Source organism: Streptomyces sp. NPDC085481 (assembly GCF_044541845.1).
In the GTDB taxonomy this organism is placed as follows: domain Bacteria; phylum Actinomycetota; class Actinomycetes; order Streptomycetales; family Streptomycetaceae; genus Streptomyces.
On record NZ_JBITTJ010000004.1, the window covers coordinates 99,410 to 124,517 of the forward strand.

18 protein-coding genes are annotated in these 25,108 nt (G+C 73.3%); 5 read left to right on the top strand and 13 right to left on the bottom strand.

Annotation, left to right across the window (positions count from 1 at the left end; all coding sequences use genetic code 11):
- Positions 1–164: 164 nt before the first annotated feature.
- A complete protein-coding gene (locus ACIGEZ_RS11370; RefSeq protein WP_399828925.1) occupies positions 165–860 on the bottom strand; it encodes a uridine kinase in 696 nt (231 codons plus the stop codon).
- Between the two features lie 58 nt (positions 861–918).
- Between ACIGEZ_RS11370 and ACIGEZ_RS11375 the strand changes: the two genes are divergently transcribed.
- On the top strand, positions 919–1,314 hold the full coding sequence (locus tag ACIGEZ_RS11375) for a hypothetical protein (RefSeq protein ID WP_399828928.1): 396 nt from the start codon (positions 919–921) through the stop codon (positions 1,312–1,314).
- Positions 1,315–1,392: 78 nt separating this feature from the next.
- On the opposite strand, the gene ACIGEZ_RS11380 is transcribed toward ACIGEZ_RS11375, so the two are convergent.
- The 3 genes from ACIGEZ_RS11380 to deoC are packed head-to-tail and all read right to left on the bottom strand — an operon-like array spanning position 1,393 to position 4,680.
- Positions 1,393–2,286, bottom strand: coding sequence for an aldehyde dehydrogenase family protein (locus tag ACIGEZ_RS11380; protein ID WP_399828930.1), 894 nt, complete (start codon positions 2,284–2,286; stop codon positions 1,393–1,395).
- A complete protein-coding gene (locus tag ACIGEZ_RS11385; RefSeq protein WP_399828933.1) occupies positions 2,279–3,715 on the bottom strand; it encodes an aldehyde dehydrogenase family protein in 1,437 nt (478 codons plus the stop codon). The genes ACIGEZ_RS11380 and ACIGEZ_RS11385 overlap by 8 nt, the downstream gene beginning before the upstream one ends.
- A 5-nt stretch (positions 3,716–3,720) precedes the next feature.
- A complete protein-coding gene (deoC, locus tag ACIGEZ_RS11390; protein ID WP_399828935.1) occupies positions 3,721–4,680 on the bottom strand; it encodes a deoxyribose-phosphate aldolase in 960 nt (319 codons plus the stop codon).
- 248 nt (positions 4,681–4,928) lie between these two features.
- Between deoC and ACIGEZ_RS11395 the strand changes: the two genes are divergently transcribed.
- Positions 4,929–5,576, top strand: coding sequence for a PH domain-containing protein (locus ACIGEZ_RS11395; protein ID WP_399828937.1), 648 nt, complete (start codon positions 4,929–4,931; stop codon positions 5,574–5,576).
- A gap of 75 nt (positions 5,577–5,651) precedes the next feature.
- Here ACIGEZ_RS11395 and ACIGEZ_RS11400 read toward each other — a convergent pair whose 3' ends face one another.
- The 5 genes from ACIGEZ_RS11400 to ACIGEZ_RS11420 all read right to left on the bottom strand — a co-directional run bounded on the left by ACIGEZ_RS11400 (position 5,652) and on the right by ACIGEZ_RS11420 (position 13,920).
- A complete protein-coding gene (locus ACIGEZ_RS11400) occupies positions 5,652–8,978 on the bottom strand; it encodes a FlgD immunoglobulin-like domain containing protein (protein ID WP_399828940.1) in 3,327 nt (1,108 codons plus the stop codon).
- A gap of 169 nt (positions 8,979–9,147) precedes the next feature.
- The gene (locus ACIGEZ_RS11405; RefSeq protein ID WP_399828943.1) at positions 9,148–10,332 is read right to left on the bottom strand and encodes a hypothetical protein; all 1,185 of its coding nucleotides are present in this window, start codon (positions 10,330–10,332) and stop codon (positions 9,148–9,150) included.
- A gap of 248 nt (positions 10,333–10,580) precedes the next feature.
- Positions 10,581–12,233 (bottom strand): phospho-sugar mutase, encoded by a 1,653-nt coding sequence (locus ACIGEZ_RS11410; protein WP_399828946.1) that lies wholly within the window; start codon positions 12,231–12,233, stop codon positions 10,581–10,583.
- Between the two features lie 259 nt (positions 12,234–12,492).
- Positions 12,493–13,296 (bottom strand): purine-nucleoside phosphorylase, encoded by an 804-nt coding sequence (locus tag ACIGEZ_RS11415; protein WP_399828948.1) that lies wholly within the window; start codon positions 13,294–13,296, stop codon positions 12,493–12,495.
- 186 nt (positions 13,297–13,482) lie between these two features.
- Positions 13,483–13,920: a gamma-glutamylcyclotransferase gene (locus tag ACIGEZ_RS11420; RefSeq protein WP_365337899.1), complete on the bottom strand. Its 438-nt coding sequence runs from the start codon at positions 13,918–13,920 to the stop codon at positions 13,483–13,485.
- 207 nt (positions 13,921–14,127) lie between these two features.
- On the opposite strand from ACIGEZ_RS11420, the gene ACIGEZ_RS11425 reads away from it, so the two are divergent.
- Both ACIGEZ_RS11425 and ACIGEZ_RS11430 read left to right on the top strand, forming a co-directional pair.
- Entirely contained in the window at positions 14,128–15,567 is a 1,440-nt protein-coding gene (locus ACIGEZ_RS11425) for an NAD(P)H-quinone dehydrogenase (protein ID WP_399828951.1), read from the top strand.
- Positions 15,568–15,792: 225 nt separating this feature from the next.
- Positions 15,793–16,719, top strand: a complete 927-nt coding sequence (locus ACIGEZ_RS11430; protein WP_399829628.1) for a DeoR/GlpR family DNA-binding transcription regulator — start codon at positions 15,793–15,795, stop codon at positions 16,717–16,719.
- Positions 16,720–16,859: 140 nt separating this feature from the next.
- Here ACIGEZ_RS11430 and ACIGEZ_RS11435 read toward each other — a convergent pair whose 3' ends face one another.
- Together ACIGEZ_RS11435 and ACIGEZ_RS11440 are read right to left on the bottom strand one after the other, a co-directional pair.
- A complete protein-coding gene (locus ACIGEZ_RS11435) occupies positions 16,860–17,414 on the bottom strand; it encodes a TetR/AcrR family transcriptional regulator (RefSeq protein ID WP_399828953.1) in 555 nt (184 codons plus the stop codon).
- 103 nt (positions 17,415–17,517) lie between these two features.
- Positions 17,518–19,272, bottom strand: a complete 1,755-nt coding sequence (locus tag ACIGEZ_RS11440) for an acetyl/propionyl/methylcrotonyl-CoA carboxylase subunit alpha (RefSeq protein WP_399828955.1) — start codon at positions 19,270–19,272, stop codon at positions 17,518–17,520.
- 373 nt (positions 19,273–19,645) lie between these two features.
- On the opposite strand from ACIGEZ_RS11440, the gene ACIGEZ_RS11445 reads away from it, so the two are divergent.
- Positions 19,646–20,071: a hypothetical protein gene (locus ACIGEZ_RS11445; RefSeq protein ID WP_399828958.1), complete on the top strand. Its 426-nt coding sequence runs from the start codon at positions 19,646–19,648 to the stop codon at positions 20,069–20,071.
- Here ACIGEZ_RS11445 and ACIGEZ_RS11450 read toward each other — a convergent pair.
- Both ACIGEZ_RS11450 and ACIGEZ_RS11455 read right to left on the bottom strand, forming a co-directional pair.
- Positions 20,010–24,128 (bottom strand): caspase family protein, encoded by a 4,119-nt coding sequence (locus ACIGEZ_RS11450; RefSeq protein ID WP_399828960.1) that lies wholly within the window; start codon positions 24,126–24,128, stop codon positions 20,010–20,012. The genes ACIGEZ_RS11445 and ACIGEZ_RS11450 overlap by 62 nt on opposite strands.
- On the bottom strand, positions 24,125–25,078 hold the full coding sequence (locus ACIGEZ_RS11455; protein ID WP_399828962.1) for an antibiotic ABC transporter ATP-binding protein: 954 nt from the start codon (positions 25,076–25,078) through the stop codon (positions 24,125–24,127). Before ACIGEZ_RS11455 ends, ACIGEZ_RS11450 begins: the two co-directional genes overlap by 4 nt.
- Positions 25,079–25,108 lie beyond the last annotated feature (30 nt).

Sequence of the window (25,108 nt, forward strand, 5' to 3'; positions counted from 1 at the left end):
ACGGGGGACCGTACGGGGGTACGGGGGAAAACGGCGAGGGCCGGACAGGATCGGGGGATCCTGCCCGGCCCTCGGCGCGTGCACGGGGCCTCGGCCTGCCGTGGGGGCGTCTCGTAGGCGCGGGTACGGGTTTCAGAGGGCCCACGGGGCCGCGGGTACGGGTCTCAGCGGGCCACGGGTGTGCGGCAGCGGCCCGCCGCCGCGGCGGCCAGACGGCCGAGGGCCTCGTCCCTGCCGCACGGGTGGGCGCCCAGCGCGGTCTGGTGGGCGACGATGCCCCGCTCGGCGCGCATCAGGCGCCAGCCGCGGCGCAGCAGGAACGGGACCGACTTGCGGCCCTCCTTCAGGTCGCGCAGCAGCCGGCGGCGGAAGGTCGTCGACGGGCGGCCGCGCAGGCAGAGCGCGTCGGCGAGGACGCCGAGCTCACGGCAGCGCTCCACGATCTCGGCGGCGAAGATGCCCTCCGCCACGAACAGCGGGGTCCGCTCGATGTCGAGGGCCTCGCGGCCCACGCGGGAGCTGGTGGTGATGTCGTACACCGGCACGTCGGTCCGCCCGGAGCGGCACAGGTCCAGGATCGCCTCGACGGCGGCCTCCTCGTCCCACGAGCGGGGAGAGTCCCAGTCGATGTCCGCACTGCCGTCGACGAGCGGCAGGGAGGGGTCGTCACCCTCCTTGTAGAAGTCGTCGAGGCGCAGGACCGGCAGTCCGGTGACGGCGGCGAGGGACGACTTGCCGGAGCCTGAGGGGCCCGCGAGCAGGACGACACGGGTCGGGATCGGTTGGGAACTCACGGGACACCAGTGTGAGGCATTCCCCCGTGCAGGGGACCCCTGAGGAGGCCCGTTGGTATCGAGCATCACACCTCCACTACTGTCGGTGTCCGCCCGATCACTCCGCGGAAGGATCTTCACTCCCATGGCGCGTCACGCAGAATCCAGGACCCCCCGCCGCAGCGCCCTGCTGAAGGCCGGTCTCACCGTCACGGCGGCGGGCGCCGCGGTGCTCGGCGTGGGCGTCGCCGGAGCCCAGGCCGCCGACGGGGTCGCGGTGCCGCTCCCGGTCGACTCGCTGACCCAGGTGGACGGCGCCGCGGCCCTCGACGGCGTCGGCCACGGCGTCGTCCCGCTGACGCAGCTCCAGCTGGACCCGCTGGCCAACACCGGGGTCGACCCGCTCGACAACGGGGTCGGCACCCAGGTCGCCGACTTCAAGCCGGTCGGCACCGCGCTGGTGACCGACCACGTGACGAAGGGCGGCGCGCTCGCCGACCTGCCGGTGGCCGGACCGCTGTCGCGGTCGGTGCTTCCGTAGTCCCGTGGCCGGTGCAACGGCGAAGGCCCCCGGGATCGCCCGGGGGCCTTCGCCGTACGCGTTTTCCGGTACCGCGCTCTAGTACGAGGAGCCGCTCGCGCCCAGCGAACCCGTCGGGTGCCAGACCGTCTTCGTCTCGAGGAACGTGGTCATGCGGTCCGTGCCCGGGGCCTCGGTGAAGTCCTCGGTCCGCGGGCGCAGGACGCGCTTCAGGTTGTCCGCCGCGGCGATCTCGAGCTCGCGGGCGAGGTCGGCGTCCGCGCCCGTCAGGTCGATCGCGTTGACGTCCAGGTGGGCCGCCAGGTGCGGGCCCATCTCGGAGGCCTTGCCGGACAGGATGTTGACCACGCCGCCCGGCAGGTCGGAGGTGGCCAGCACCTCGCCCAGGGACAGCGCCGGCAGCGGAGCCTTCTCGCTCGCCACGACGACGGCCGTGTTGCCGGTCGCGATGACCGGGGCGATCACCGAGACCAGGCCCAGGAAGGACGACTCCTGCGGGGCGACCACGGTGACGACACCGGTCGGCTCCGGGGTCGACAGGTTGAAGTACGGGCCCGCCACCGGGTTCGCGCCGCCCACGACCTGGGCGATCTTGTCGGTCCAGCCCGCGTACCAGACCCAGCGGTCGATGGCCGCGTCCACAACCGCCGCCGCCTTCGACTTCGACAGGCCCTCGGCCTCGCCGACCTCGCGGACGAACTGGTCCCGGCGGCCCTCCAGCATCTCGGCGACGCGGTAGAGGACCTGGCCGCGGTTGTACGCGGTCGCGCCGGACCAGCCGCCGAAGGCCTTGCGGGCCGCGACGACGGCGTCACGCGCGTCCTTGCGGGACGAGAGGGGGGCGTTGGCGATCCACTTGCCCTTGGAGTCCGTCACCTCGTACACCCGGCCGCTCTCGGAACGCGGGAACTTCCCGCCCACGTACAGCTTGTAGGTCTTGAAGACGCTCAGCCGCGTCGACGACTCAGACATCGAGGTAGGCCTCCAGACCGTGGCGGCCGCCCTCGCGGCCGAAGCCCGACTCCTTGTAACCGCCGAACGGCGAGGTCGGGTCGAACTTGTTGAACGTGTTGGCCCAGACGACACCGGCGCGGAGCTTGTTGGCCACGGCGAGGATCCGCGAGCCCTTCTCCGTCCAGATGCCCGCCGACAGGCCGTACTGGCTGTTGTTGGCCTTGGCGACGGCCTCGTCGGGCGTACGGAAGGTCAGCACCGACAGGACCGGGCCGAAGATCTCGTCGCGGGCGACGGTGTGTGCCTGGGTGACGTTCGTGAAGAGCGTCGGGGCGAACCAGTAGCCGGACGTCGGGATCTCGCAGGCGGCGGACCAGCGCTCGGCGCCCTCCGCCTCGCCCTGCTCGACGAGCGAGGTGATGCGGGCCAGCTGCTCCTCGGAGTTGATGGCGCCGATGTCCGTGTTCTTGTCGAGGGGGTCGCCGAGGCGCAGGGTGCTCAGGCGGCGCTTGAGCGAGTCGAGCAGCTCGTCGTGGATCGACTCCTGGACCAGAAGGCGGGAGCCCGCACAGCAGACCTGGCCCTGGTTGAAGAAGATGCCGTTGACGATGCCCTCGACGGCCTGGTCGACGGGCGCGTCGTCGAAGACGATGTTGGCGCCCTTGCCGCCCAGCTCCAGGGTCAGCTTCTTGTCCGTGCCGGCCACGGACTTGGCGATGGCCCGGCCGACGGCGGTCGAGCCGGTGAAGGCGACCTTGTTCACGTCCGGGTGCTCGACGAGCGCGGCGCCGGTCTCCCCGTAACCCGGGAGGATGTTGACGACGCCCTTCGGCAGCCCGGCCTGGCGGCAGATGTCCGCGAAGAACAGGGCGGAGAGCGGGGTGGTCTCGGCGGGCTTCAGGACGACCGTGTTGCCGGTCGCGAGCGCCGGGGCGATCTTCCACGCGAGCATGAGCAGCGGGAAGTTCCACGGGATGACCTGGCCGGCCACGCCGAGCGGGCGCGGGTTCGCGCCGTAGCCCGCGTGGTCGAGCTTGTCGGCCCAGCCCGCGTAGTAGAAGAAGTGCGCGGCGACCAGCGGGAGGTCCGCGTCGCGGGTCTCCTTGATCGGCTTGCCGTTGTCCAGGGTCTCCAGGACGGCCAGCTCGCGGCTGCGCTCCTGGATGATCCGGGCGATCCGGAAGAGGTACTTGGCGCGCTCGGAGCCGGGCAGCGCCGACCACTTCTCGAACGCCTTGCGGGCCGCCTTCACCGCGCGGTCCACGTCCTCGGCGCCGGCCTGGGCGACCTCGGCGAGGACCTCCTCGGTGGAGGGGGAGACGGTCTTGAAGACCTTGCCGTCGGCCGCGTCCACGAACTCGCCGTCGATGAACAGGCCGTAGGACGGCGCGATGTCGACGACGGACCGGGACTCGGGCGCCGGTGCGTACTCGAATGCAGATGCCATGTTGATCAGTCCACCGTCACGTAATCGGGGCCGGAGTAGTGGCCGGTCGCCAGCTTCTGACGCTGCATCAGCAGGTCGTTCAGCAGGCTGGAGGCACCGAAGCGGAACCAGTGGTTGTCCAGCCAGTCCTCGCCGACGGTCTCGTTGACCAGGACCAGGAACTTGATGGCTTCCTTCGTGTTGCGGATGCCGCCCGCGGGCTTCACGCCGATCTGGACGCCGGTCTGGGCGCGGAAGTCGCGCACGGCCTCCAGCATCAGGAGCGTGTTGGCGGGGGTGGCGTTGACCGCGACCTTGCCGGTCGAGGTCTTGATGAAGTCCGCGCCGGCCATCATGCCGAGCCAGGAGGCGCGGCGGATGTTGTCGTACGTGGACAGCTCGCCCGTCTCGAAGATCACCTTCAGGCGCGCGCGGTCGCCGCACTCGGCCTTGATGGCGGCGATCTGCTCGAACACCTCCAGGTAGCGGCCGGCGAGGAAGGCGCCACGGTCGATGACCATGTCGATCTCGTCGGCGCCGGCGGCGATGGCGTCGGCCGTGTCGGCGATCTTCACCGGCAGCGCGGCGCGGCCGGCCGGGAAGGCGGTGGCGACCGAGGCGACCTTGACGCCGGAGCCCTTGGTGGCGGCCTTGGCGGTGGCCACCATGTCGGGGTAGACGCACACGGCGGCGGTCGTCGGGGTCGTACGGTCGGTCGGGTCGGGATTGACGGCCTTGGCGGCGAGCGCCCGGACCTTGCCCGGGGTGTCCGCGCCTTCGAGCGTCGTCAGGTCGATCATGGAGATGGCCAGGTCGATGGCGTAGGCCTTGGCCGTGGTCTTGATCGAGCGGGTACCGAGGGACGCGGCGCGCGCCTCCAGGCCGACGGCGTCGACGCCGGGCAGCCCGTGGAGGAAGCGGCGCAGCGTGCTGTCGGACGCGGTCACGTCGGCGAAAGCGTGTGCTGCGGTTGCAGTGGTGGGCATGGTCACCAGTCGAGCATATCTACGCGCGTAGCGGCCTGTACAGGGGGGCGCTCGGAAGAGCGCGCGAAAGCGCAGGTGGGTGCGGGTGGGACGGGTGGGGCGTGAACCCCGTCACACGCCCGTGCCGACCGCCGTGCCGCCGCCGTGGCGTGCGGGGGTCCCTCGCCAGGGTCGCAGAGCCGCGCGAGCCGCCTGAGCCGCCTGAGCCGTCTGGGCCGTAGGGGGATGGCTGAGGCAGAATCGGGCCCATGACGACCCCCGAGCCGCCCCCCGCACAGCCTTCCGAGCCCGCCCCGGCCGACCGTGTCTTCCGGTCGCCCATGGGCATCGCGGGCGGGGTCTTCCTGCTCGCCCTCGCCGGGGTCCTCGGCGGCGACTCGCTGGTCAGGGGGGAGGGCCGGGTGCCGTGGCTCACGCTCGCCGCGCTCGTCCTCGCGGTGCCCCTGATCGTCGCCTTCACCATCCGGCCCGCCGTCTACGTCAACGACGACCGGATGCGCGTCCGCAATCCCTTCCGCACCCTCGTGCTGCCCTGGGGCTCGGTCGCCGACGTCCGCGCCGGCTACTCGAGCGAGGTCCTCACCCACGCGGGCGACAGGTACCAGCTCTGGGCCGTCCCCGTCTCCCTGCGCCAGCGCAAGCGCGCCGCCCGCCGGGCCTCCAGGGCGGCGTCCGACGACCCGCACGGCCGTACGTCGGCGACCGCCGACGTACGCGACAGCAAGGCCCGCACCGCCCCGGCCGACCAGACCGTCGCCGACCTGCGCGAGCTGGCCGAGCGGCACGCAAACCGCCCGGAGGCGCAGGGCGAGCCGCAGATCCGCTGGGCGTACGAGATCATCGCGCCGGCAGTGGCGGGCCTGGTCCTGCTGGTGATCCTCGCGGCGACCGGCTGAGCCGCAGAACGTGAAGGACCCGGGCCGGGCACACCGTGAGGGTGCGCCCGGCCCGGGCCGTCGTAAGGACCTCCGTCAGAGGGCGTAGTAGCCGGCGACGTCGGCGAGCAGGTCCACCGAGCCGTTGTGGTTGTAGAAGGTGACCTTGCCGCCCTTGACGGGGACGACGACGAGGTTGGGGACGGTCTGTCCGGCGACGACGTTGAGGTTCGACGCGCTGGTGCGGGTGGTCCCGTAGGGGTAGACGGAGACGTAGGTCGCCGAGGTCGGGTTGGTCGCGGTCACGTTGAGGACCACGGCCGTCACGTCGCCGGCCGGGACGCCGCCCTGGCCGGCGACGGTCAGGGTGACCGTCTTGCCTGCGCCGACCTTGGCCTTGGCGACGCCCGTACCCGTACGGGTGTCCATCAGCCGGGCCGGGGCCACCGCCTCGTAGAGCGAGCCGACGCCCGCGGACGTGTAGTAGCCGGCGACGTCGGCGAGCAGGTCCACCGAGCCGTTGTGGTTGTAGAAGGTGACCTTGCCGCCCTTGACGGGGACGACGACGAGGTTGGGGACGGTCTGTCCGGCGACGACGTTGAGGTTCGACGCGCTGGTGCGGGTGGTCCCGTAGGGGTAGACGGAGACGTAGGTCGCCGAGGTCGGGTTGGTCGCGGTCACGTTGAGGACCACGGCCGTCACGTCGCCGGCCGGGACGCCGCCCTGGCCGGCGACGGTCAGGGTGACCGTCTTGCCTGCGCCGACCTTGGCCTTGGCGACGCCCGTACCCGTACGGGTGTCCATCACGCGCGTCGGCGTCACCGGCTCGTACAGGGAGCCCGAGGTCACCGGCCAGTAGAAGCCGGCGACATCGGCGAGGAGGTCGACGCTGCCGCCCCGGTTGTAGAAGGTGACCTTGCCGCCCTTGACGGGGACGACGACGAGGTTGGGGACGGTCTGTCCGGCGACGACGTTGAGGTTCGACGCGCTGCTGCGGGTGGTCCCGTAGGGGTAGACGGAGACGTAGGTCGCCGAGGTCGGGTTGGTCGCCGTCACGTTGAGGACCACGGCCGTCACGCCCGTAGCCGGTACCCCGCCGCGCCCGGTCACCTGGAGGGTGACCGTGCCGCCCGGGCCGACCTTCGCCTTGGGTACGCCCGTGCCGTCGCGGGTGTCCATCACGCGGGCCGGCGTCACCGGCTGGTAGCGGCCGGAGGCAAGCGAGTTCAGGTGGATGAGCGACACGTCACCGTACGTGGAGAAGATCTCGGTGCCGGTCTCCGGCATGGCCGACATGTGCCAGGTGTACAGCCCGTCGGGCAGCGGCGTCCCGCCCGAGTCCGTGCCGTCCCAGGTCGCGTTCAGCAGGCCCCGGGCCGCCCCGCCGTAGAGGGTACGCACGGGGTTGCCCGCGTCGTTCACGATGTCGACGGACCAGGACCGGACGGGCCTGGACAGCCACCAACCGCCCGACCAGGTCTGCGGCGTGGCGGCCTTGCGGTCCAGGACCGTCGCCGGCGCGGCGCTGTCCAGGGCGAAGAGCCTGTCCGTCTCGACCCCGCTCGGCACCACGTGGGTGCGCTGCTGCGCGTCCACCCAGGCCAGGTGGCCGCCGAAGCGGTCCACGGCCCAGCCGCGGCCGGGCCGGGCGTCGGCCGGCTCCCCGATGGTCCGGGTCGCCGTGACGGGTCCGCGCAGCGGGGTCAGCGACAGAGTGCCGGACTTCGCGTGGGCGACGTAACCGTCGCCCAGGAGCGCCGAGTCGTGGGCGGGCAGCGCGACAGTCGTCTTCGTGTTCAGGTCGGTGACGCCGGAGGCGGTGTCGCACTTCCAGTACGCGGACGAGCCGTGTACCTGTAGGTCCTTCAGGGCGCAGTCGGCCACCTTCACCGAGGGCAGGGCGTTGCCGGTGCGGACGTCGAAGGCGTCGAGGGTGCCGTGCTCGGCCGCGCTCTCCGCCCAGAGCGTCCGGCCGGCGAGGGAGGTCGGCTGCCCGAGGAAGCCGCCGCGGGTGAAGACGAGCTTGCGGGCGTCGAGGTCGTAGACCTTCTGCATCCCGTTGAGCGAAAGGTAGGAGGCGTAGCGACCGGATGCTTCGAGGTCGCCGATGACCCCCTCGCCGACGACGGTCGTGCCGGGCAGCTCCTTGCCCGCTTCGAGGAGGACCAGACCCTGTGCGTCGCTCTGGCGGACGAGGCGACCGTCGCCGGTCGGCACGGGTACGGGGCAGTCCTCCTCCGTCGCGCAGCCGCTCGCGAAGCCGGCGTCCCCGCCCCGGTCCTGCGCCGGCCCCGCCGTCGGCTGGGCGTCGACGGAGAGCCGGGTGGTGCGCAGCCGGGGCTGCTCCCAGGGGATCTGGTCCACGGAGTGCAACTCGCCCTGGGCGAGCGCGATCCGGTGGCGTGAGGTGGAGACCCGGGGCACGTCGTGGATCGCCTTGACGACCGGCGGCCCACCGTCCGGCGAGACGCCGATCGAGTGGACCGTGCGGGCCGTGTCGCCGCCGAACCGGACGGCCAGCAGGCGCTTGTCGGGGGTGGCCGTGATGTCGCCGTCGACCTTGTCGAGGACGACGGTCTCGGCCGTGCCGTTGAGGGGGCGGGCGACCAGGGTCGTTTGCTCGGTCCAGGACGTACGGCTGATCACATGGCTGCCGACGAGGCCGACCGGGTACCCGTCCGGCCAGGCGATGTCGTACGCGGGAGCCGCCCAGTCTCCACCGGCGTCCCAGATCTGGAGCCGCTTCCCGGGAGTGACGACGAAGACGTGGTCGCCCGCCGCGTTCCAGGTCTGAACGTCGGCCAGCGGGTGCACCGTCAGGGACCTGGAGTCGACCCAGGCGGTCTGCTTCCGGCCCTCCAGCTGGTAGCGGACGACGAAGCCCTTCGGGTTCGCGTCCGTGGACACCGCGACGTTCGTGGCACCGACCGGGAGTCCCGTGACCGTGCGCTCCTTGACGGCTCCGTCGACCAGGGACACGGCGCGGATCGCGCGGAGGGAGTCGCCCTCGTACTCCTCGGTGAGGACCTCCGTCCCCATCATCGACCGGAATCCCTGACCCGGCGGGACGGAGATGTTCTGGTAGGTGTAACCCCGTGGGTCGGTGATGCGGACCACGGACCGCTCGGCGTTCACCTGGGCGATCAGGTCACGACCGGTGCCGAAGATCTCGTCCCCCTGGGGGACCTTGTACGGGACGGACGTGCCGTCCTCGAAGGAGACCCATCGGTAGCCCGTCGCCCAGTCGCCCCGGAGGAAGCCCTCCCAGCCGGCGAAGTGCAGCACCTGCGCATCGGGCGCCGTGTTCTGCTCGGCCGGGATCACCAGCTCCGACGGTGCCGAAGGCGCCGCGAGTGCCGTGCCGGCGGCCAGTGGTGACACGGTGGCCAGCGCCGCCGTGAACGCGACGGCCGCGGCCGTCATGCGCGCATGACGGCGCGTACGTATCTGACGCAAGAAGGGTCCCTCCCCGGATCCGACACTCTGCGGAGGCGGTGCCGGCGCTCGCGCCAGAACCCCCCGGTCCTGCGCCTCACCTGCCTCGAATGCCCCGACAGTAGCAGCGGTTCACCGGTCGGGAGCAACGGTTTGATCATGGTGGGCCCTGCCACACCAGCAGCATGTACGCGCCCAGCCACGCCGAGGAGAGGGCCGCCGCCGCGAGGGCCAGCGCGGCCGCGGGGCGGCGGGCGCGCGCCACGGCGAGGGCCGCCGGGAGGAGGAGCGGGAAACCCGGCACCAGGAAGCGGGCGCGTGGGAAATAGACACCGCCGCTACCCAGGACGACCAGCAGCAGCATCCCGGTGAAGACGAGCAGCGGGAGCGGCTGGCGGTCGGCGAGGCAGAGCACGTAGAGGCCCGCCGAGAGGAGCAGGACCACCGAGACGACGACCAGGAAGAGCTGCGGGTCGTCGTCGTAGACCAGGTGGTCGCGCATCCTGGCGCGGGTCACGGCGCCGCCGTCCCAGGTGTTGCCCCAGACGCGCTGCACCGCGAAGTAGCCGTCCCCGCGCCCCGTCCGTACGCCCACCCAGCCCACGTACGCCAGCCAGCCCAGCGGCGCCACGAGCGCGGCGAGCAACGGGGCCCGGCCGCGGCGGCGGGCCGCCAGCAGGCCGGCCACGGACACGGCGGCCGCGACCGCGATCCCGGTCGGCCGGGTGAGCCCCGCGCCGACCGCGAGCCCCGCCGCCCAGGCCCAGCGCCCGGTCATGACCGCGTACAGCGCCCAGGCGGCGAGCGCCGTGAAGAGCGACTCGGTGTATCCCATCCACTGCACGACCGCGACCGGCGTCGCACCCCACAGGACCGCGAGCAGGGCGCCGGTCCTGCGCCCGTGCAGCCGGTCGCCGACCGCGAAGACGCCCCACGCGGCGGCGAACGAGCACACCACGGCGAGCACCAGGCCCACCGAGGCCCGGGAGCCGGGCGTGACCGCCGCGAGCGCCTTCACGAGCAGCGGGTAGAGCGGGAAGAACGCCAGGCTGCGCGGGGGATCGGCGAGGCGGTCGCGGTGCTCGTGGGTGTACCCGTGGTCGGCGATCCCCAGGTACCAGTTGGAGTCCCAGGACGTGGCGAGGACCGGCCACACCCCGTGCCCCCGCAGATGCGTCCAGTGCGCCAGGACCAGCAGGCCGAGCAGCCGGAAGGCCAGGTAGCCGAGCAGCGCCGGGGCCGCGTGCCGCAGGGCCGCGCGCAGGCGGTCGCGGGAGCCGGGCGGGCCGGGGGCGGCGGGGGCTCGCGGGACGGAGGTACGACGGGTCAGCTGGGGTGGCACGGGAGACACCGGGTCACCCTCGCCCCGGCCACCCGGACGCGGGCCGCGCGTTACGTCGCCTGCCGTACCCGATTCACCCGAAAGGGAACGGCCGAGGGCCCGTACGGAAACGATTCCGTACGGGCCCTCGGCCGGGCTCACGGGCCGGGCTCACGGGCCCGGGCTCACGGAGCGGCCTCACAGGCCGGGCACACAGGGCCGCCTCGCGGGCCGGCGGGCTCGGCGACCGGAAGGCCGCCCGCGCCCGCTCACAGGCCCGCGGCCTCCGCCAGGTCCTTCTTGATCGCGGCCAGCACGTCCGCGCCGGTCGCGCGGGCCGTCGCCAGCTCGCTCGCGTCGGCGACCGGGACCACGACCTCCAGGTAGCACTTGAGCTTCGGCTCGGTGCCGCTGGGGCGGACGATCACCCGGGCCTTGTAGTCGCCCGCCAGGTAGTAGCGCAGACCGTCGGTCGGCGGCAGCGACTCCGTGCCCTTCGTCAGGTCCTCCGCCGAGACGACCGTCAGTCCGGCCAGGTGCACCGGGGGCTTCTCGCGCAGCGCCGCCATCGCGTTCGCGATGATGCCCAGGTCCTCGACGCGCACCGACAGCTGGTCCGTGGCGTGCAGGCCGTGCGCCACCGCCAGGTCGTCGAGCAGGTCCGTCAGGGTGCGGTCCCGCTCCTTGAGCTCCGAGGCCAGCTCGGCGACGAGCAGCGCCGCCGTGATGCCGTCCTTGTCGCGCACGCCCTCCGGGTCGACGCAGTAACCGAGCGCCTCCTCGTAGCCGTACCGCAGGCCCTCGACGCGGGCGATCCACTTGAAGCCGGTCAGCGTCTCCTCGTAGCCGACGCCCGCCGCCTCGGCGATCCGGCCGAGCAGCGAGGACGACACGATCGACTCCGCGAACACGCCCCGTGCGCCCTTGTGCACCAGGTGCGCGGCGAGCAGCGCGCCGACCTCGTCGCCGCGCAGCATCCGCCAGCCGCCCTCGACGGAGGCGTCCGGGACGGCCACCGCGCAGCGGTCGGCGTCCGGGTCGTTGGCGATCACGATGTCCGGGTCCACCGCCCGGGCCGCCTCGAAGGCGAGGTCCATGGCACCCGGCTCCTCCGGGTTGGGGAACGCGACCGTCGGGAACGCCGGGTCCGGCTCCGCCTGCTCGGCGACGAGCGCCGGCGGCGGGAAGCCGTGCCGGCCGAAGGCCGCCGTCAGGACGTCCTTGCCGACGCCGTGCATGGCCGTGTAGACGGTCCGCACGGTACGAGGGGAGCCCGGGGTCAGGACGGCGTCCGTACGCTCCAGGTACGCCTCCAGGACCTCGTCCCCGAGCACCTGCCAGCCCTCGGACGCGCGGGGCACGTCGGCGAGCGCGCGCACCGCGTCGATCTCGGCGGCGATCTCGGCGTCGGCGGGCGGCACGATCTGCGAGCCGTCGCCCAGGTACACCTTGTAGCCGTTGTCGCGCGGCGGGTTGTGGCTCGCGGTCACCTCGACGCCGGCGACGGCGCCCAGATGCCTTATGGCGTACGCGAGGACGGGCGTCGGCAGCGGGCGCGGCAACAGCGCGGCGCGCAGGCCCGCGCCGGTCATCACGGCGGCGGTGTCCCGGGCGAAGTCGACGGACTTGTAGCGGGCGTCGTAGCCGATGACCACGAGGCCGTCCGTGTGCCCCTTCGCCTTCAGGTACGCGGCGAGGCCGGCGGCGGCGCGGATCACGACGGCGCGGTTCATCCGCATCGGGCCCGCGCCCAGCTCGCCGCGGAGGCCGGCGGTGCCGAACTGCAGCGTGCCGGCGAAGCGGGCGGCGAGCTCGTCGGTGGCGCGGCGGTCGAGGAGCGCGGCCAGTTCGTCGCGGGTCTCCTGGTCGGGGTCCTCGGCGAGCCACGCCTGGGCCCGGGCGAGGAGGTCGTCCTGCGTCACGGTGGTGTGCCTTTCGGTGGTGCGGGCGGGAGGTGCGGGCGCGGGCGGGTGGGGCCTTTTCCTTCCCCACCGCGCCCCTTCCCGAACGGGGGGCGGGCCCCCCGGCCCCCGAACGGCCTGCGGCCGTGCCCCCGAACGCCGGGCGGGCCGGATCCTCGCCCGCCGGGCAGGGATCCGGCCCCGCCCGGCACCCGCGCCCGCCGGGGCGCAGGGGGAGTTCGAGGCGCGGGGGTTCCGGGGGCGGAGCCCCCGGGTCACGTCAGATGCGGTCCAGGACGCGCGTCAGCAGCTCGCCCATCCGCGCCGCCGAGTCGCGGCCCGCCTGGAGGACCTCCTCGTGGTTCAGCGGCTCGCCCGAGAGGCCCGCGGCCAGGTTGGTGACGAGGGAGATGCCCAGGACCTCGGCGCCGGCCTCGCGGGCCGCGATGGCCTCCAGGACCGTGGACATGCCGACCAGGTCGCCGCCCATGACGCGGACCATGTTGATCTCGGCCGGGGTCTCGTAGTGCGGGCCGGGGAACTGGACGTACACGCCCTCTTCCAGGGTCTCGTCGACCTCCTTGCACAGCGCGCGAAGCCGCGGCGAGTACAGGTCGGTGAGGTCCACGAAGTTCGCGCCGACGATCGGCGAGGCGGCCGTCAGGTTGAGGTGGTCGCTGATCAGGACCGGCTGGCCGGGGCGCATGCCCTCGCGCAGACCGCCGCAGCCGTTGGTCAGGACGATGGTCTTGCAGCCCGCGGCGACGGCGGTGCGGACGCCGTGGGCGACGGCGGCGACGCCGCGGCCCTCGTAGTAGTGGGTGCGGCCGAGGAACACCAGGGCGCGCTTCTCACCGATCTTGTACGAGCGGACCTTGCCGCCGTGGCCCTCGACGGCCGGCGGCGGGAAGCCGGGCAGCTCGGTGACCGGGAACTCGGCCTCGGGGGCGCCCAGCGCGTCGACGGCCGGTGCCCAGCCGGAGCCCATGACCAGGGCGACGTCGTGGTTCTCGACTCCGGTCAGCTCGCGAAGGCGCGCGGCAGCGGCCTCGGCGGCCTCGTACGGGGTGGCAGTTGCGTTCACTGACTCTCTCGCCTCGGGGAGGGGGGGTCCGAGGGGAGCCCCGGACGGATTTGATACGCGCAGAAGCCTAGCCGGAGAATCCCTACGCGCGTAGATGACGTTGCGGACGGAGCTGCGATCGTTGTCTTGTCGTTTCCCACGAACGGCGATCCGGCGAACGGAGCGTGACCGCATCGTCCCGCCTCGTCAGCACGGGCGCTTGCGCAGCTCCATCACGTAGTCGTGCGGCGCCCCCGCCGACTCCGCCGCGTCCGCGACCTCGCCCAGGTAGCGGGCCGAGGGCAGCCCGCCCTCGTAGGCGTTGAGCACGTACACCCAGGCCGGCTCCTCGCCGTCCAGGGTGTGCACCCGCACCCGCATCCGCCGGTAGATGTCGAGGCCGACGCCCTCCCAGCGGTCCATGGAGTCCTCGTCCATCGGGGCGATGTCGTACAGCGCGACGAAGACCTGCGAGCGTGGCGCCTCCACGATCGTGGCCAGCGCGCCCTCCCAGCCCATCTGCTCGCCGCCGAAGGTCAGCCGCCAGCCGTTCAGCCAGCCGGTGCCGCGCAGCGGCGAGTGCGGTGCGCGGCGGGTCATGAGCCGCGCGTCGAGGTTGCCGGCGTACGCGGCGTAGAGCGACATGGGACCGAGGGTACGGGAGGGGGCGGGGTGGATGACGAAGTCCGTGGCAGGCACCCCGGCGACCCGCCGGTAAGGGCCCCGCCGCGTCGCCACCCGGCGCGTACGGGACAATGGGGCACGCACTTGAAGCGTGCGGGACAATGGCGTACGCACTGCAGCCCAGCGGGGGACCCCCCGGCAGAACGAGAGCGCGAGGCGTAGATCCCAGTGACCCGGATCGTGATCATCGGCGGCGGACCCGGCGGCTACGAGGCGGCCCTCGTGGGCGCCCAACTCGGCGCGGAGGTGACCGTCGTCGACTGCGACGGCCTCGGCGGCGCATCCGTCCTGACCGACTGCGTCCCCTCCAAGACCCTGATCGCCACGGCCGAGGTGATGACCACCTTCGACTCCTCGTACGAGGAGCTGGGCATCATCGTGGCCGACGACACCCCGCACATCGAGCAGTCGGCCCGGGTGGTCGGCGTCGACCTGGGCAAGGTCAACCGCCGTGTGAAGCGGCTCGCGCTCGCCCAGTCGCACGACATCACCGCCTCCGTGACCCGGGCCGGCGCCCGGGTGCTGCGCGGCCGCGGCCGGCTCTCGGGGCGGCAGGGCGTGGACGGCTCCCGCCAGGTGATCGTCACCGCCGTCGACGGCAGCGAGGAGACGCTGACCGCCGACGCCGTCCTGATCGCCACCGGCGGCCACCCGCGCGAGCTGGCGGACGCGAAGCCGGACGGCGAGCGGATCCTGAACTGGACCCAGGTCTACGACCTCAAGGAGCTCCCCGAGGAGCTCATCGTGGTCGGCTCCGGTGTCACCGGTGCCGAGTTCGCCGGCGCCTACCAGGCGCTCGGCTCCCGGGTCACCCTGGTCTCCTCGCGCGACCGCGTGCTCCCGGGCGAGGACCCGGACGCCGCCGCGGTCCTGGAGGACGTCTTCCGGCGTCGCGGCATGAACGTCATGGCCCGCTCCCGCGCCGAGTCCGTCAAGCGGGTCGGCGACCGGGTGGAGGTCACCCTCTCCGACGGCCGGGTCATCTCCGGCACGCACTGCCTGATGGCCGTCGGCGCCATCCCGAACTCGGCCGGCATGGGCCTGGAGGAGGCCGGGGTCCGGCTGAAGGACTCCGGTCACATCTGGACCGACAAGGTCTCGCGCACCTCGGCGCCCGGCGTGTACGCGGCCGGTGACGTCACCGGCGTCTTCGCGCTCGCCTCGGTGGCCGCCATGCAGGGCCGGATCGCGATGTACCACTTCCTCGGCGACGCGGTGGCCCCGCTGAACCTGAAGACGGTCTCCTCGAACGTCTTCACCGACCCCGAGATCGCCACCGTCGGCTACACCCAGGCCGACGTGGACGCCGGCAAGATCGACGCCCGGGTCGTCAAGCTGCCGCTGCTGCGCAACCCCCGCGCGAAGATGCAGGGCATCCGGGACGGCTTCGTGAAGATCTTCTGCCGTCCCGGCACCGGGATCGTGGTCGGCGGCTGTGTCGTCGCCCCGCGGGCCAGCGAGCTGATCCACCCGATCTCGATCGCGGTCGACAACAATCTGACGGTCGAACAGATCGCAAATGCTTTCACTGTGTACCCCTCCCTGTCGGGCTCGATCGCGGAAGTGGCACGGCAGTTGCACACCCGAAAGGCGACGGGCGAGGCGTGACACCTCGGCCGGCGACCGGTCCCGCCTGCGGGAACGGTTCACCGAGTCGGACAACCCCCGGCAAGCCGGGGCATAGAACGATCAACGGCGGGGCCTCCCATACCACTTGGAGGCCCCGCCTGTGTGCATCTTCTGCAATTCGGCCCATAGTGCTGAAAAGTATCCGCCGGTCACGTTACTGTCAGTTTCGTGTTCGCTGCAGAACGTCGTCAGTTGATCCTCGAAATGGTGCGGGCCAATGGGGCAGTGTCGCTCCGTGAGCTCGCCCGCGTCGTCCAGACCTCAGAAGTGACCGTACGGCGGGACGTGCGGGCACTGGAGGCAGAAGGACTCCTCGACCGCCGGCACGGCGGTGCGGTGCTGCCGGGCGGATTCACGCGAGAATCCGGCTTCCCGCAGAAATCCCATCTCGCGACCGCCGAGAAGACCGCCATCGCCGACGTCGCCGCGAGCCTCGTCGAAGAGGGCGAGGCCATCGTCGTCGGCGCCGGCACCACCACGCAGGAGCTGGCCCGCAGGCTCGCCCGGGTGCCCGGACTCACGGTCGTCACCAACTCGCTCCTCGTCGCCCAGGCCCTCGCCCACGCCAACCGGGTCGAGGTCGTCATGACCGGCGGCACCCTGCGCGGCTCCAACTACGCGCTGGTGGGCAGCGGGGCCGAGCAGTCGCTCCAGGGGCTGCGGGTCTCCCGGGCCTTCCTCTCCGGCAGCGGACTGACCGCCGAGCGCGGCCTGTCCACGTCCAACATGCTCTCCGCGAGCGTGGACCGGGCGCTCGTGCAGGCGGCCGCGGAGGTCGTGGTCCTGGCCGACCACACCAAGCTCGGCACCGACACCATGTTCCAGACGGTGCCGACCGACGTGATCACCCGCCTGGTCACCGACGAGCCCCCCGCGCACGACGAGCGGGCCGCCACCGAGCTCCAGGCCCTGGCCGACCAGGGCGTGCAGATCGCGGTGGCCGGCACGGGTGCGGCCCACGGGGGCGACCAGCACCCCCCGGGCGGCCGCCCGCGCCGTGACGTCCCGCTGCCGGGGCAGCGCGGCCGGGTGGCGGCCGGGCAGTTCCGGGGCGGCCCCGGTGGCCTGGCGGGCGAGATGCTCGCCCCGGAGCGCGCGGCGGCCCGGGTGGCCGACATGCGCAGGCGCTGACACCCGCCCTCGCCGGAAGCCGTCGTACGGGACGACCACGGCGGAGGCGTCGTCGGCCGTCGAGGTGTCCCGGCGGCCGCGGGCCAAGCCGTGGGCGAGCTCGACCGGCGAGTCGAGGGCCTCCTCCGGCCCGCGCAGGGTCAGGGTTTGAGGCCGCGCAGGGTCAGCGCCAGCAGGCGGTCCGCCAACTCGGCGTCGCCCGTGTTCTGTTCGGCGGCCAGTGCGATGGCGTTCGTCAGCTGCATCAGGTCCCCGATCGGCACGTCGCCGCGGACCGTGCCCGCCTGCACGGCCCGGTCGAGCAGCCGCTCGCCCGCGGCGCGAAGCGGCAGGCTGCACTGGGCGAGGGCCGAACTCCCGTCGTACGGCGAGGACATGGCGGACATGAGGGCCCGGGACAGTCCGCGGTACTCTCCCGCGTGCGTGATCAGGGAGCGCAGCCACTCCACCAGCGCGCGGCAGGGCTCCTCGGTCCCGGCCAGCTCGCGGGAGCGCTGGACCAGGGTGGCCAGCGCCTCCTGGAAGACGGCGTTCATCAACGCCTCGCGGTTCGGGAAGTGCCGGTAGAGCGTGCCGATCCCGACCCCGGCGCGGCGCGCGATGTCCTCCAGGGACGCGTCCGTGCCGTGCGCGGCGAAGGCGGCGCGGGCCTCGGCGAGCAGCCGCTCGTGGTTGCGTCGCGCGTCGGCGCGCATCCGTACTCCTTCCGCCGGACGCCGTCGGTACGGCCTGGTGTCACGAAGGGCCCGCAGGCGGTGGATGCCTGCGAGCCCTTCGTACCGTACCCGTGGGCGGACGTCAGTCCTTGATCTCGCAGATCGCGGCGCCGGAGGTGATCGAGGCGCCGACCTCGGCGGCCAGGCCCTTGACGGTGCCGGAACGGTGGGCGTTCAGCGGCTGCTCCATCTTCATGGCCTCCAGGACGACGATCAGGTCGCCCTCCTTGACCTCCTGGCCCTCCTCGACGGCCACCTTGACGATGGTGCCCTGCATCGGGGAGGCGAGGGTGTCGCCGGAGGCGGTCGGGCCGGACTTCTTCGCGGCGCGGCGCTTCGGCTTGGCGCCGGCGGCGAGACCGGTGCGGGCCAGCGTCATGCCGAGCGAGGACGGCAGGGAGACCTCGAGGCGCTTGCCGCCGACCTCGACGACGATCGTCTCGCGGCCGGTCTCGTCCTCGTCGGCCTCGGCGCCGGCCGGGGCGAACGGCTTGATCTCGTTGACGAACTCGGTCTCGATCCACCGGGTGTGGACGCGGAACGGGTCGGCGGTGAACGCCGGGTCGACCACGACGGCCTGGTGGAACGGGATGGCGGTGGCCATGCCCTCGACCTTGAACTCGCCGAGCGCACGGGCGGCGCGCTGCAGCGCCTGCTCACGGGTGGCGCCGGTGATGATCAGCTTCGCGAGCAGCGAGTCCCAGGCGGGGCCGATGACCGAGCCGGACTCGACGCCCGCGTCGAGGCGGACACCGGGGCCGGTGGGGGCGGCGAAGGCGGTGACGGTGCCGGGGGCCGGCAGGAAGTTGCGGCCCGGGTCCTCGCCGTTGATGCGGAACTCGAAGGAGTGGCCGCGGATCTCGGGGTCGCCGTAGCCGAGCTCCTCGCCGTCGGCGATGCGGAACATCTCGCGGACCAGGTCGATGCCGGTGACCTCTTCGGTGACCGGGTGCTCGACCTGGAGGCGGGTGTTGACCTCGAGGAAGGAGATGGTGCCGTCGACGCCGACCAGGAACTCCACGGTGCCCGCGCCGACGTAGCCGGCCTCCTTGAGGATGGCCTTGGACGCAGCGTACAGCTCCGCGTTCTGCTCGGCCGACAGGAACGGGGCCGGGGCCTCCTCGACCAGCTTCTGGTGGCGGCGCTGGAGCGAGCAGTCACGGGTGGAGACGACGACCACGTTGCCGTGCGAGTCGGCCAGGCACTGGGTCTCGACGTGACGCGGCTTGTCCAGGTAGCGCTCGACGAAGCACTCGCCGCGGCCGAAGGCGGCGACGGCCTCGCGGACGGCGGAGTCGTAGAGCTCCGGCACCTCTTCGAGGGTGCGGGCGACCTTCAGACCGCGACCGCCACCGCCGAAGGCGGCCTTGATGGCGATCGGCAGGCCGTGCTCCTTGGCGAACGCGACGACCTCGTCGGCGCCCGAGACCGGGTCCGGGGTGCCCGCGACCAGCGGGGCGCCGGCGCGCTGCGCGATGTGCCGGGCGGCGACCTTGTCGCCGAGGTCGCGGATGGCCTGCGGCGGCGGGCCGATCCAGATCAGGCCGGCGTCGAGGACGGCCTGGGCGAACTCGGCGTTCTCGGAGAGGAAGCCGTAGCCCGGGTGGATCGCGTCGGCCCCCGAGTCCTTGGCCGCCTGGAGCACCTTGCCCATGTCCAGGTAGCTGGTGGCCGGGGTGTCACCGCCCAGGGCGAACGCCTCGTCGGCCGCGCGGACGTGCAGGGCGTCCCGGTCCGGATCCGCGTAGACGGCTACGCTCCCGATCCCGGCGTCCCGGCAAGCACGGGCGACACGGACAGCGATTTCGCCACGGTTGGCGATGAGCACCTTGCGCACGATGGCTCCCTCCTTGAAACAAGCTGAGTTTAGGGACTGCCGACACGGCCTTTCGACCCGTCCCCAGTGGTGAGCTTGCCCACACGGAGCGTGATACGAGGCTTGCTCGGGTCGGGAAATCCCTTGTCGCACCACGGTACGCAGGGTTCCTTTACGGCACAGTAGCTCCGAGGTGTGGCGCAGGTCTCTGTTCGTGCGGCCAGTCGCCAAATGGGTTTCTTTGTGGAGTCCCTACGAATGGCTCAATCATTCTTTGCCCGCACGCCGCCGTTCCCCTCCTCGGCGCGAACCCTTGTCCAGGGATTTACCGGCCAGTAGCCTTCGCCCTGTCGTCCGTACCGGTGGTAACTGCCGTATCCAGGGGGTGGCCGAGGTGGCCCGCAGACCGATAGCACTCGTGACGGCGGCGGTGCTGCTCCTCGAAGCGCCGGGCATCGTGGCGATCAACGCCGTGATGGCCCGCTTCGTGAAGGCCCAGTCGATGTCCCTCGACGGCCTCGACCCCGACGCGATGTACACCGGCACCTGGGCCCTGGGCGTGACCTCGGGCGTGTTGCTGCTGCTGTGCGCCCTCGTCCCCCTGGTGGCCGCGATACGCGACCGCCGCCCCGGGCGGGCGGGCCGTGCCCTGCTGATCGGCTGCGCGGTGGTGCACGGTGTGCTCGGCGCGGTGGCGGTGGGGCTGCTCGGGTGGGCGGCCTTCGCGTTCCTGATGGTGGTGGTGGGCCTGATAGTGCTCACCCTGGTGGCGTACGGGGAGCCGAAGGCGGACGCGGAGGGGGCGGCGGCTGCCGCGTGAGCAGCACCACCTCGCCGCTCATGCCGACCACGACGTCGTCCCCGCGGACCGCGACGGCCTCCACCGCGAGAGGCAGGTGCACCGTGTCGAGGTGCCGTCCCGTCGTCAGTTCCCATAGCCTCAGCGTCCGGTCGTCGGCCCCGGTCACCGCGTGCGGCACGCCGTGCAGCTGCCCACACCACACCGTGTTCACCCGGGCGGTGTGACCCGTGAGCCGGGCGCGTTCACGCCCCGTCGCCAGGTCCCAGACGCGCAGCGCCCCCTTGTCGTCCCCGACCACCGCGACCGGGCGCTCGTCGACGGCGCCGCAGGCCAGAGCGGTCGTCGGCGGGCCCGAGGCGGCCCCGAGCGTGGACAGCACGCGGTCGGTCCGCGCGTCGAGCAGCACCAGCGAGCCGTCCGGCCGGCCGCTCACCACGACCGGCCTCCCCTCCAGCCAGGTGAAGCCGACCCTCGTCCGCAGCGCACCGGGCAGGGACAACCGGCGTGGCACGCCGCTGTCCACCTGCCACAGGCGCGTGTCGTCGGAGGTGACGACCGCCCACGCCCGGCCGTCGAGCCGGAAGGCTGCGAGGTGGCCGAGGGTGTCGTCCGGGCTGGTCCGGCCGTAGGCGAGCACCTCCTCCTTCCGGTCCACGTCCCACACGGCCAGCGCGCCGCCCGCCGACGCCGTGACCACGCGCGAGGGTGCTTCCGGCAGGCTCACCAGGTCGCTGAAGTTCCCCTGCCGGTTGGTCAGGACGCCGAGCGGGGTGCCGTCCTCGAGGTCCCACAGCCGGACGGTCCCCTCCCAGCCCGCCGTCACGACACAGGGCCCGTCGGCCCGTTCGGCGACGGTGGCTCCCACGACGCCGAAGGCGTGTCCGGGCAGGGTGGCGCCGAACGGGGTCCCGTCGCTCAGGTCCCACACCCGCACGACGGTGTCCTCGCAGGTGATCGCGTACGGCCGGCCGTCCATCTCGTGGCAGGAGACGGCGTCGGGAACGGCCGCGTGCCCCGTCAGCCGCAGGCGTTCGGTGCCGTCCAGCAGGTCCCAGACGCGCACGGTCAGGTCGCCGCAGGCGGCGACCGCATGCGGACGGCCGTGCAGGGTCGTCGTCGCCAGACCGTAGATGTCGTCGAACGGGGGGACGGTCAGGGTGCGTGCCGGGCCGCCGGTCAGATCCTGGAGTACGAGGCTGTCGCCGTGCCCCCGGGACACGACGTGTGGGACCCCGTCGAGCGTCGTGCAGGTGAGCGCGAACACGTTCTCGGGAACCCGGCCCGGCAGGTCGCGTTCGGCGCCGCTGCCGAGGTTCACCAGACGGAGCACCCCGGCCCCGCGCTCCGCCGTCACGGTGTGGGCGACGCCGTCCAGAACGGTGGCCGCGAGCGCGGAGACCTCGCCGGCCAGGGGGAGCGGAATCGCGCGGTGGTCCCCGGTGGCCAGGTCGATCAGCGTCAGGTTCTGGAACGCCCGGTCCGTGGTCACCGCGTGGACCCGCCCGCGCACGGTGACGCACACCATGCCCTGGTGCGGCGGCATCGGCACCTCCCGCAGCACCCGCGGGGTGAGGGTCACCAGGTCCCAGACGACGACCCGGCCCTCGCCGTCGACGAAGGCGAGGGCCGGGCCTTCGTCGAGGACGCAGAACGCCGACACGCAGGCCCAGGTGGTCGCCGTCGGCAGGCTGCGCCCCGCCCCCGTCCGCAGGTTCCACAGGTGCACCACGCCGTCCTCGCCGGCGCCCACCGCATGCCACTGGTCCTCGATCTCCACCACGGCCACCTGGGCCACCGACATGCGGGTGTGGAAGGCGCCCACCAGCGCGGTGTGCACCTCCGAGCCCGTCGCCCACCGTGGCCGCCACGCCCGGGTCCTCGCCAGGGCCGTCGCCGCCTCCCGTTCCCCGAAGCGGGCCGCGTCCACCGCCAGGACGTCGCGGCGGGCCGGGGCGGGCAGGTGGCGGTGGACGTCCGCCGAGGCGCGGTAGACCGAGCGCCACAGGCGGCCCTCGGCGGTCCTTACGGAGCCGAGCGCGCGCAGGAGTTCCGGTGGGGACGCGTGGGCCAGGTACTCCGGGTCGGTCAGCAGGGAGTCCAGGGCGCCGCCCGCTGCCGCGTGGGTGGCGAGGTGGTCGCGGATGTACGGGTGGGCGGCCGGCCAGTCGCGCAGACCGGTGCGGGGGTCGGCCGGGACGGCGGCGGGCAGGGCCGAGGCGAGGGCGCGGTGGGCTTCGGGGTCCGGGACGCCGGCGCGGAGCCATTCGGCCATCGTCTCGTGGAAGAGGCGGTAGGCCGAGCCCGCGGGCGTGGCCGTCTCCACCACGTACGCCCCCGCGTGCCGGTGGAGCCAGCGCAGGTCGTCCTGCGGGCAGGGGAGCCCCGACAGGGCCTCTGCCAGCGGGGCCCACAGCGTGGACCAGGGCAGGCCCGCGCCCTGGGCGTACGCGAGGGGGCGCAGCAGCCGTTCGACGCGCGGGCGGTCGGGGCCGAAGCGGGCCAGGTACCCGGCGAAGGCCTCGCCCGCGTCGGCCGGCAGCGCCCTCTCCCAGCCGGGCCGCGAGGTGTCGGCCGCGAGCTGCCCTTCGACCAGGGCGCGGGCGGTCATCCGCGCCACCAGGAACGAGTGCCCGGCCCGCGCCGCGATGCCCGTCGCCGCCTCGGCCGCCTCGACGGGCCTGCCGCGGTACGGGGAGCGGGTGTCCGGATCGCCGTCGGCGAGCAGCAGCTTCGCCGCGTAGGCGGCGACGTCCTCGGGCGCGGTGTAAGCCGGGCCGTCGAGGTCGAGGACCTCCACCGCGCGGCCGAGCGCCGGGAGCAGCGGGCGGCGGGTGCCGACGACCAGCCGGACCGCGGGCAGCGAGGACAGCGGCCGCAGCAGCTCCCGGGCGATCCGCAGCCCCTCGTCGGCGAGGCCCGCCGTGCCCGCCTCGTCGAGCGCGTCGACCAGGATCGTCACGGGCGCGGTGCGCCGCCCGAGCGCCTCCAGGACGTCGTCCCGCTCGCCGCCGGGCAGCCGCAGAGCGGCGGCGAGGGCGGTGCTCAGGTCCTCCAGGGCGGCGCGCCGGCAGTGCAGGGGCACGATCTCCCGGTGCTCCTCGACCCGCAACAGCCGCCCCAGGAGAGCGGACTTGCCGGAGCCGGGATCGCCGGTGACGACCCGGGCCCTTTGGTCGTGGCGCTCGGCGGCCAGCCAGGAGGTGAGGGCGGCCAGCGCCTTCGTACGGCCGGTGAAGTGGTCGCCGTGCTCGCCGGAGTGCTCGACGCCCCGCCCGCGGGCCTCGAAGTGGCCCCGGGTCTCGCGGCGCAACCGGTTCAGGGTCTCCAGGTCGAGCGCGTCGGCGGGCAGGCCCGCGATGTGGGCACGGTTGCGGAAGAAGGGGTCCCGGCCGTCGCTGTCGACGGCGGAGTGGCTGACGCGCTGGGGGACACCGCCGGCGATGAGGCGGCGGTTGATCCGTTCGGTGACCTCGCGGACGCCCAGGAACTCCTGGTGGGCGCCGGCCTGAGGGTGTTTCAGGACGGCGGCGAGCGCGTCGACGAAGACGTTCTCGCGGGCGCGTTCCTTGCCGCGGGCCGCCGCGAGGACCCAGCGGCCGGCCGAGCCCCGCTGGGTGTGGGCGAGTTCGGCGGCGAGGACGGCGATCTCACCGGCGCCCGCGCCCGCGAAGCAGGTGTCGAGGACGACGAGCAGGTGCCCGGCCCCGCCGCGCAGCAGCGGCCGGGCCAGGTCCTCGGCGGCGAGGGCGGCCGAGTAGCGCCCGGGCCGCGCGGTGGCGCCGAGGAGGTAGTGGCGGTCCTCGGCCTTGACGCCGTGGCCCGCGAAGTAGACGACCACGATGTCGTCGGGGCCGGGCGCCGTGTCGTACGCCCAGTCCTCGACCGCCTCCTCGATGGCGGCGGCGGTGGGGTCGGCGGCGAGCTGGTCGAGCACCGCCTCGTACCCCATGGGCAGCAGCAGTTCCCGTAACCGCCGGACGTCCTCGGGGACGCCCGGCAGGTCGGGGATTCCGGGGTCGGCGTACGCGGAGACGCCGACCGTGACGAGGAATCGCCGTCCGCCCGGTGGGGTCACGCGCGCCCTCGCGCGATCGCTGCCGCCGTCTCCGGCGCCGAAAGGTAGCGTGCCAGGCCGTGCAGTCGGGCGCCGGCGTCGATCCGGAGGTCGGTCACGGCGGGGCCGAAGCGCGGCGCGAGCGGGCCTGGCACGGCCACGAGGTCGCCGCGGTCGGTGACGTTGGTCCAGTGCCGGATCGTGCCTGGCCAGGGCGCCGTGCCGGGCGCCGGCCGCGGCGACACACGGTCGAGGATGGTGGGCATGCCGAGGGGCGAGCCGAGGGTGATCAACTCGGTGACCGGCAGGTCCGGGCGGGCGCACAGCGTCTCGTACGCGATGAGCGAGCCGAGCGAGTGGGCGACGACGACCCGGGTGTCCGGGCCGATCCGCTCCTCGAGTCTGGCCTGCGCGGCGGCGCGGAGCTCCGGCTCGGCGAGGTAGCGGCTGAACTGCTTCAGGGCGTGCACGACGAGCCGGATCGGGGCCCCGTCAAAGTAGGGGCTGCCGGCGAGGGTGTCGAGGCCCTGACGGATCAGCCTGGAGCGGAGTTCGCGCGGGACGGCGCCGTCGGACGGGTCGGGCCTCCCGGAGGGGTCGCCGCGGAACAGGCCGCGCATCCCCGACGAGTCCGAGGTGTCACCCGGGTAGGAGATGTCGCGCCCGGAAGCGTCGGTGGTCTCCGCCTCACGGCACCAGGCGCCGAGGAGCGCGGCCTCCAGGCCCTGCTCGACGTCCGTCTCGTCCCACGGCGGCAGGGCGTCCGCCGAGCGGGTGCCCGGCTCGGCGTACAGGTCCGCGTAGTAGGCGCACGCGACGTCGCCCGCGTCCCGTGCGGCGCGTCCCGCGTGCGGCGACGTGAGTCCCGCGGCCCGGAACCCCTCGGCCAGCGCGCGGACGACGGCCGTGCGCATCCGCTCGGGCCCCGCGAACTCCTGGCCGATCCCGTGGACGACGACGACGCGCGCCACGCGCTCCACCCCCTGAAACGATGTCAGGGG